Source organism: Hyphomonas sp. (assembly GCF_040882205.1).
GTDB lineage: Bacteria > Pseudomonadota > Alphaproteobacteria > Caulobacterales > Hyphomonadaceae > Hyphomonas.
In genome coordinates this window covers 1-2,587 of record NZ_JBBEBT010000255.1, presented here as the reverse complement: position 1 = coordinate 2,587, position 2,587 = coordinate 1, and the positions used below count along the sequence as shown (strand labels likewise).

At 60.5% G+C, this 2,587-nt stretch carries 2 protein-coding genes and 1 pseudogene; all 3 read left to right on the top strand.

The window, feature by feature from the left end; translation table 11 throughout:
• Positions 1-91 precede the first annotated feature (91 nt).
• The 3 genes and pseudogenes from WEA77_RS11030 (at position 92) to WEA77_RS11020 (ending at position 2,367) form a co-directional block, all read left to right on the top strand.
• Complete coding sequence (locus tag WEA77_RS11030; RefSeq protein ID WP_368067934.1) at positions 92-1,744, top strand: IS66 family transposase; 1,653 nt, start codon at positions 92-94, stop codon at positions 1,742-1,744.
• A gap of 96 nt (positions 1,745-1,840) precedes the next feature.
• Positions 1,841-2,122: pseudogene (locus tag WEA77_RS11025) on the top strand (transposase); the annotation flags it as partial.
• 62 nt (positions 2,123-2,184) lie between these two features.
• Positions 2,185-2,367: an integrase core domain-containing protein gene (locus WEA77_RS11020; RefSeq protein ID WP_368067933.1), complete on the top strand. Its 183-nt coding sequence runs from the start codon at positions 2,185-2,187 to the stop codon at positions 2,365-2,367.
• The last annotated feature ends 220 nt before the right edge of the window (positions 2,368-2,587 follow it).

Genomic DNA, 2,587 nt, shown 5'->3' with positions numbered 1-2,587 from the left:
CAGACATGGCGACCGCAGTCAGCCGGATAATCGGCGTACTTCGTAATCAAGCCTCTCGCCTTGATCTGCAAATCGTGATTCTTTTTCCGTCATGCTGACGACGGATGAGCTCCCGGATGATGTTGAAGCGCTGAAGGCGCTTGTCCTGGAAGAACGCGCGGCACGTCTCGCAATCGATGCGGCCCTTCTTGCATCCCATGCAGAATGCGCTGCGCTGGAAGCCGTGCGCAAGGACCGTGACGCCACCATCGCCTATCTTCAGCTGCAGGTTCAGAAGATGCAGCGCGACAAGTTCGGCCGGTCTTCTGAGCGCAAACAGCACCTGCTCGAGCAGTTCCAGCTGGCATTGGAAGATATCGACGGCGATCTGGCCGAAGCCGAAGAGAAGGTGGATGCAGCGGCAACGAAGGTGGGCCCGCATACACGCCGCCAGCCGAAGCGCGGGCCGCTGCCCGAGCATCTGCCGCGCGAGCGGGTTGTCATCCCCGCGCCGCAGGCCTGTCCCTGCTGCGGCTCGGACAAGCTCTCCAAGCTGGGAGAGGACGTCACCGAGACGCTGGATGTCATTCCGCGTCAGTTCATTGTACGCCAGACCGTGCGCGAGCGCTTCTCCTGCCGGGCGTGCGAGACCATTACTCAGCCGCCTGCGCCGTTCCATGTCATCGCCCGCGGACGGGCTGGGCCATCGCTTCTGGCGATGATCCTGTGGTCCAAGTATGTCATGCACCTGCCGCTGACGCGCCAGGCGGAGGCCTTCCAGCATGAAGGCATTCCGCTCGAGGTCTCGACCATGGCGGACTGGGTTGGCGCGTGCGCCGCCGCGCTTGAGCCGCTGACAGAACTCATCCGCGCAGAGGGGTTCACGGCGTCGCGGCTGCATGGTGACGACACAACCGTGCCGGTCCTCGCGCGGGGCAAGACGCGCACGGGTCGATTGTGGGTATATGTGCGTGATGATGTGCCATTTGGCGGAACAGGCCCGCCCGTGGCGATGTATTTCTATTCGCCGGATAGGCGCGGCGAGCATCCGCAGGGTCATCTCAAAAACTGGAGCGGCATCTTGCAGGCCGATGCCTATGGCGGGTTCAACGCGCTCTACGGCGAAGCGCGTCTGCCGGGCCTCATCCGGGAAGCGGCTTGCTGGGCACATGCACGGCGCAAGTTCTTCGAGCTCGCCGACATTGAAGCTGCCGCCAGAAAGAAAGCAGCCGGCAAAACACAAAAGGCGATCTCACCGATCGCGCTTGAAGCAGTCAAACGCATCGATGCGGTCTTTGACATCGAGCGCGCCATAAATGGTCAGACTGCAGACGATCGGCTTCGCGTGCGCCGGGAAAGCGTCAAGCCGCGCATCGATGAACTCCACGACTGGATGACCGCGCAGCGCGCCCGTATCTTCGGCAAGGGCGATCTCGCCAAGGCCTTCGACTACATGCTGAAGCGCTGGCCCGCGTTCACCGCGTTCCTTGAGGATGGCCGCATCTGCCTGACCAACAATGCCGCTGAGCGCATGATCCGCCCGCTTACCCTTGGCCGGCGCAACTGGACCTTCGCAGGCTCGGACCGCGGCGGTGAGCGTGCCGCCGCGATCTACACCCTCCTGCAGACGGCCAAGCTCAACGGTGTCGATCCGCAGGCCTGGCTCGCTGATGTGCTGAGCAGAATCGCCGACACACCCACTTCGCGTCTACCAGATCTCCTGCCATGGAACTGGAAACGCGATCAGAAACCCAACGCGATCTGATCAACCGCGTCCTTGGCCGGATGCGTACTTTACAAGCGGCCAAAAACCAGTCAGTCGCACCCGGCTCATCCGGTCTTCCCCTACCTGCTGAAGGGGATGGAGATCACGCGGCCTAATCGGGTCTGGTGTTCGGACATCACCTTCATACCGGTCAGCCGGGGGTATCTCTACCTCGTAGCCATAATGGACTGGGCAACCCGGAAGGTTCTGAGCTGGCGGGTGTCGAATACCATGCACGCAGACTTCTGTGTCGATGCTTTGCAAGAGGCCATCGGGAAATACGGCCCACCGGAAATCATGAACACCGATCAGGGCAGTCAGTTCACCGGGTCCGACTGGATCACCACGCTCATCGAGGCGGGCGTTCGCGTCAGCATGGATGGACGCGGGCGCTACTTGGACAACATGTTGGCTTCGCCTGCCTGCGGCTCATCGAACGCTTGTGGCGCTCGCTCAAATACGAGGCTGTCTACCTGCAGGATATCGCCGATGGCTTTGCAGCCCAGCGCGTTATCGACGAGTGGATGCACTTCTACAATCGCGAGCGCCCTCACTCGGCCCTTGGCAAAGCCACGCCCGACGAGGCATACGCAGATGAAATCGAACTGAAGAAAGCGGCCTGATCAACAACCCGGATATACCTTAGCAGGGCCGGAAAACTGTGCAGGAAAACAGGACCAGCTCACAGCTCATTCCAACAGGCGCTTCTCGGTTGCATTATGCATGATTTTTTAATGAAAAATATTGCATATTGTCGACCTGTGGATTATGTGCCTGATGAAGGAAAGCTCGATTGCCGGCGCTTGCAGATCTGAAGAAACACCTGCGCCCTGGGCAGGTTTA